The 6205-nt window shown below is 40.5% G+C and carries 3 protein-coding genes and 1 pseudogene; 1 reads left to right on the top strand and 3 read right to left on the bottom strand.

Annotation, left to right across the window (positions count from 1 at the left end):
• The 3 genes and pseudogenes from EA341_RS04335 to EA341_RS04325 form a co-directional block, all read right to left on the bottom strand.
• Window positions 1–1196: pseudogene (locus tag EA341_RS04335) on the bottom strand (hypothetical protein); the annotation flags it as partial.
• Between the two features lie 114 nt (window positions 1197–1310).
• Entirely contained in the window at window positions 1311–2531 is a 1221-nt protein-coding gene (locus tag EA341_RS04330) for a carboxylate--amine ligase (protein WP_293011650.1), read from the bottom strand.
• Window positions 2532–2861: 330 nt separating this feature from the next.
• On the bottom strand, window positions 2862–4547 hold the full coding sequence (locus EA341_RS04325) for a sulfatase (protein ID WP_293011649.1): 1686 nt from the start codon (window positions 4545–4547) through the stop codon (window positions 2862–2864).
• A gap of 539 nt (window positions 4548–5086) precedes the next feature.
• Between EA341_RS04325 and EA341_RS04320 the strand changes: the two genes are divergently transcribed.
• Window positions 5087–6007: an EamA family transporter gene (locus EA341_RS04320; RefSeq protein WP_293011648.1), complete on the top strand. Its 921-nt coding sequence runs from the start codon at window positions 5087–5089 to the stop codon at window positions 6005–6007.
• The last annotated feature ends 198 nt before the right edge of the window (window positions 6008–6205 follow it).

Here is a 6205-nt window from a genome sequence, read left to right as displayed (position 1 = left end):
GGGTTATTTCCCTGCCCAAGACCCAAGGGTTGTCCCAAAACCCTGAATAGCGCTCCCATCAAGTACTGTTTGGGAGTCACCGATTCATGTGGGGTTTTGGTAGATTTAAGGATTCTGGCTTCTACCTCCGGGTGGATTTTCACAGTTCTAAGGTTGAACAGCCCAGCCCTTACCGCATCTCTGGCGAGTATTCCTTTTTCAAGCATTTTTGCTAAACCAAAGATGCATTGTGCATTATAAGGATGAATTGTCTGTAAGATCAAGTCAGCAACAAAATCCTGATGGACATTCCACTTGGCTTTACCTGTGGGATCCAGAGCTAGACATTTTGGAACAAATTCGAATTTCTTATTCTTGATGAGATAAAGTAACAGTACTGCATGGTATTGACTTACCAATCCGAATTCAATCATTGACTTACCCATTTCTGCGGACTCCTCTTTTAATTGATTGTCCTGCAACTGAGGTAAAAATTCAGCATATTCTGTAGGACTCTTATCCGTAGTGTTTTCAGTTGGTCTATAGATACACCTTTGGAATCTCAATAAATCCCAATCACCTGGCTTTTCGGGATCAAGCTCTATTTTTTCCTTTACCAAGGCAATGATTTTTCTGGGACTCTCTGTTACTACAGGCCTTTGGGCACAGATCAAAGTGAGTTCTTCTGCAAGTTTTTCCTTGATTGCATCCAGCTTTATTTTTTTGGATAAGAATCCAAAAACTGCATGAACTTTATTCAATTCATGCTTGCTCATCACCAACCTTGTTTCTTCCAATGGTTCCTTGAATACAAATTCAAGATTGAAAACAATTACTTCCTGAATGAAATTCTCGGCTTCTGTTTTGGAAAGGTCTTTGGAATCAATTAATCCCTCAGCTATGGCCAGAATTCTCAATTCACTTAAAAGCTCAATAGTGGAATTTGGGTGACCGCTTTTCAGAGTTCCTGAAACCAGGCCTGGTACTAATTTCGAAGGGTCAGCCCAAGGTGAACCTTCAAAAATACCTGCACTGGTAAAATCTTTCACGTATTTGTAAACTAGGGAAATTCCTTCCTCGGACTCCAAAAGTAAGTCTGTTTGTCCCAGTAATTTTCCAGCTTTTTCGAATTTTGTGAATTTTGAGGCCAGGGAAAACTCCTGAAAAACCTCTTGTAAATTTTGTTGTTTGCTAATTGCAATAGTTTGGTTTGGCATTCCTTTAGGAAAATTTAATCGTTTTGAATGACACCATTTGGTGTCAATTATAAACAAAAATAAAACCCTTCCGAAGAAAGGCTTTATTTCAGCTATTTAGATGGAATAATTATCTTAATGATAAAAATCCACATTCTCGTAGTGCAATAATAGTTCCGTCATTCTATCCGGGTCTTCACCTTTGAAATTAACAGTGCCAAAATGGTTTCCAAAACCTTCTCTGCTGTCGATTTTCTGGTTGGTAAGAGGAGGGATAAGATTATGATCTAGGAAGTAAGGTTCCTCTCTAAGTTCATCAGGAATTTCCAAGGTATTGATGACATTCTTTTGCGGATAAATCATCACATTTCCATAAAATTCCTTTGGTCTTGCATCGAAGCGTGGAAGAATATCTTTGAGTTCTTTTTCGGAAAGATTGGGATCGTGACAAAGCACAAACGCTCCTAAAGCATCAAAGTCGTAGGCTTTTCCAGCCAACTCCAAAATATGGCCACCTGGAATTCTACAGGCCACCTCGCCAAAACTCAGCTCGTCATTTTCGGTAAGAAACCATTCAGGGTGAATCATACCATATTCGATGCCGAAGATGTTTACCAGCTTCTGCATCTCCTTCATGATCTTATCCCTTTTGGTATGAAGGTAATTTCCTTCAGGAATAAAGTTGCTATAACCCAATTTCACATATTCCGTGATGTTCAAAAATCTAATTTTTCCTCCATGTACAAAAGCTTCGCAAGAAAATTCAGTTCCCGGTAAATGGCTTTCTGCCAAACAGGGAAAATCACTTTCTTCACACTTTTCATCAACATCTTTCATCGATCTCAAAAGCCTATGACCAACTGTACCAGCTGAAGCGAATGGTTTGATATGAACCCAGCTATCTTCTTCACCATCGATCTGAAGATTGGCTTCATTTAATCTTTTCATGAAATTTTTTACTCCCTCTTTGCTATGGACTTCTTCGAAAAGTCCAACTCTCAATCCTCCAATCAAAGCCTTTCTTTTCATCATCGCTTTGTTTCGGAAAAGAAAAGCACGGTTCAATACCTTAGGGTCGTCTCTATAAATAGAATTCAAAGCTCCAGCCCATTCTACAGTTTCTTCAAAAAGAGGAACAGCTACATCAGCATCAAATGCTTTCAATTTTTCATGCAGATCCAGGGAATTGGAGCTGTCACTCCATTCATCAAATTGATAGGGAACAAATGGAATCCCATTCTCTTTTGCATAGCTCTCAAAAATAGGGAATGAAACCACCACGTAGGGTTTATTGAGTTTTTGCATACTTTCAATGACAGGTAAACTCCAACCCATCAATGCGAAACATTTTGCCATTTTTTTAAAATTTTGTTCACCCTTAATATAATCTAATAATGCATAATGTCAACCCATTTCAATTTTAATGCAAAAAAGCACTAAATAGTTAAATAAAATGTTGAAAAGGTATTGTTATTATTGATTCAAGAAAGTAAAACGGGAGGGAGGTTTTGTTTAAAAACGTATGTGTCGGATTGTGTGTCTCTAAAGGCTGAGACCTAGGTTATCCATAGGCTATTCCTTCAGGTTTCTGATAAAAAGTATTTGGCTTGATATATAAAAGTTGCCGTACAATGCGGCTTCACTAAAAGTCCGACGGCAGAACCGTCGGATAACTGTAAGACTATGCTACATCAGCCGTCTCCTTCTTTCCTTAATTTCTTCCACCTTTTCCTTACTCACACCAAAGACTTTTCCCTCGGCGGCATCCTTCATGAGCAGGTCAATATACTTTTGAGAAATTTCATTGCTGTCTTTGTACTTTGTTCTCAGCGCCTCCAACCTATCGTGCAGATCCAGCTTAATGTCTGCATAAGCAGGGTCATCATAAAAATTCTTCAATTCTAGCGGGTCTTTGTTTCTATCCAGCAATTCCCACTGATCCTCCACATAATAATAGTGAACCAACTTGTAATCTTTCGTAACAATGGCGTAATGACGATTGACCATATGTTCTGCGGGATATTCATAGTAGTGGTAGTACACCGCATCTCTGTCCCATTGCCCATCATTTCCTGTGAGGATGGGAATCAGACTTTCTCCCTGCATGTCATCAGGTGACTCCACCCCAGCGGCTTCCAGAAAAGTCTGGGCAAAGTCAAGGTTTTGAACCAACTCATCTGAGCGGGAGCCTGCCCTGATCCTGTCTGGCCACGATACCAAAAGCGGTGTTTTGAAAGACTCGTCGTAAATGAATCTTTTGTCATACCAACCATGCTCCCCTAAATAGAATCCCTGATCGGAAGTGTAAACAATAATGGTATTCTCCATCATGTCGTTGGCCTCAAGATAATCCAGAAGCCTGCCCACATTTTCATCCACGGCCTGAATAGTTCCGAGGTAGTCCTGCATGTATCTTTGGTATTTCCATTTCATCATATCTTCTTCAGACATCGAAGGGTATGCTTTTTTAAACTCCTCATTGACCTTTCCATAGGCTTCCATAAAGGATTCTCTTTGCTCATCGGTAAACCTACTGTATTCATAGGTATAGCGCTGTTTGTCAAAGCCGATTTCAGCGATTCCCAATTCGTCCATTACCTCTGGAAACACTTTGTTGTCCCCGGCCCAACTCATGTGGTGGAGGATATTCATTTCGGCTTCCCCCGCAGGAGAGGTTCTGCCGGAATAATCATCAAATAAGGTTTTTGGCTCAGGAAACTCCCTGTTGGTAAAATCATCCAAATGCCTTTCGGCCATCAGCCAAGAGCGGTGGGGGGCTTTATGCAGGTACATTAGCATAAAGGGCTCATCTTCTTTGCGCTCGTTTTCCAACCAATCCAAGGTCATGTCGGTAATGATATCCGTGACGTATCCATCCACCTTGATATTACCATCATGCTTAGTGATGAAATCAGGATTGTAATATGATCCTTGGCCGGGAAGGATTTTGAATTGGTCAAAACCTTTGGGATTATTTCCAAAATGCAGCTTTCCGAACATGGCCGTTTGATAACCGGCATCCTGAAGTAGTTGCGGAAAAGTGATGTTGGTGGTGTCAAACTGGAAGTGGTTATCCACCTTTCCATTCAGGTGAGAATGCTTTCCTGTCAAAATTGTCGCCCGACTTGGCGCACAGATGGAATTGGTTACAGAGGCATTGGTAAACAGCACCCCCATTTTGGCTATTCTGTCAATATTGGGTGTTTCAATCAATTTATTGTCATAGGCAGAAATGGCCTGATAGGCATGATCATCCGACATGATAAAAATGATGTTGGGTCTTTCCTTTTTATGCGTTTCCGATTTTTCGCTGCTACAGGAAACAAGGGCTGTCATCAGGAAAACAAAAAGAAGAAGCTTGGTATTTTTCATAGAGCTTGATTTTTTGGGGAATTTAAAAGTATAAAATAATTCTCTTTATGTAAACATTACAGGATGATATTCCAAATGATTAGGGAGAATGGTAAAATATATGGCTAGTGGGTTATTGCGCGAAATAAATATTGCCTTTGAATGTATCAAAAGTTTGTCTCCAAGGCCGCAAAGGTTGAATACTTCGCTATCCGAAGGCTGTGCCTTCGGATTCTTAGTATAATGGCTTTTAGCCTGTTTTTACTTTGCATTCCTTTAGCCGCAAACTGTGCCTTCGGATTTCTAGTTGAATAGCCTTTGGCTTGTTATGATTACCGTCACAAAAATACGGATATATTAACTGTCCGACCGCGCAAACGTCGGACAACACGAATAACTCAAGATTGCTTTTCTTTGAGTTCGTTGTATTCATCTTTGCGCCCATATTGTGAACTTCTTTCTATCAAACTCTATCCCGATTTGCAAGACCTCGCAACTTTGAAGATTTTTTGCTTTTCTTTGCAAAACGTATGATGCAAAATCAAAAAAATCCCCTTTTAGTGGGATATATAATGGCACTTTCTGCTGCTATCATGTGGGGTATCTCCGGTACCTGCGCCCAATATTTATTTGAAGAAAAAGGAGTTTCACCCTCCTGGCTGGTATGTTGGAGAATGGTGATTGCAGGAACCCTACTATTAATTTTTGCTCTGTTTAGAAAAAATTCAGACGCCAAGCGGATTTGGCTTAAAAAAAGAGATGTATTCGAGATTTTGGTTTTCAGCACCCTTGGAATGGTAGCTGTACAGTTTACCTATTTTTATAGCATCAGTCTTTCCAATGCAGCCACAGCAACAGTTTTACAGTATGTTGGGCCAGTTTTCGTAGTCGGATTTTATGCCATCAAGTTACGGCGTCTGCCCAAGCCGAATGAGTATATAGCCTTGGCTTTGGCCCTGATCGGGACTTTTCTATTGGTGACCCATGGGAGTTTTGATGCCTTAGTGATTTCAGAAGCAGCCTTGTTTTGGGGTTTGCTTTCGGCTGTTTCATTAGCAGTCTACACAATTCAACCCGTACAATTGCTCAGGAGGTTTTCTTCTCCTACAGTAACGGGTTGGGGAATGTTTATCGGAGGAATGATTTACTTACTTGTGAGCAATCCTTGGTACCTTTCAGGTACTTGGGATATGGGGACTTATCTGGCTTTTGCCTATATTATAATTTTGGGTACAGTTATTCCATTTTCTATTTTCCTAGCCTCCCTGAATATCATTGGTGCGCAGACGGCCAGTCTACTTTGTTCTGTAGAGCCCTTATCAGCAGCCTTGGTGGCAGTTGCATGGCTGGGAGTGACATTTACCGGAATGGATTGGTTGGGGACTTTTTTTGTGGTGATCACAGTAGCGCTGCTTACCTTGTCCAAGAGAACTGTAAAACTTCCGGCACTTAGGGCTTTTTGGCGAAAGGATATCATTTAGTGATTTTATAACATCCCTGCTAAGGGGATAAAGACGTTTTCTAACAAAACTTTTTAGGTTATCGGACCCAGCCGCCACTTAGTCAAAGTGGGTCAAAATAGATGGACTGGCCAAAATTCCGGGCTTCATATTTTGAAAATCTCTGTTTCCAATTTTAAGTATAGTTCAATACCCTTACCTTTACAGCAATAAAAATAA

The organism is Mongoliibacter sp., assembly GCF_007692705.1.
Lineage (GTDB): Bacteria > Bacteroidota > Bacteroidia > Cytophagales > Cyclobacteriaceae > Mongoliibacter.
Note: the sequence above shows the minus strand (reverse complement) of the source record. Positions and strands in the feature narration are given on the sequence as shown.

Coding starts and splice junctions, on each gene's coding strand:
- EA341_RS04330 (WP_293011650.1), bottom strand. CDS start 2,531: ATGGCAAAATGTTTCGCATTGATGGGTTGGAGTTTACCTGTCATTGAA.
- EA341_RS04325 (WP_293011649.1), bottom strand. CDS start 4,547: ATGAAAAATACCAAGCTTCTTCTTTTTGTTTTCCTGATGACAGCCCTT.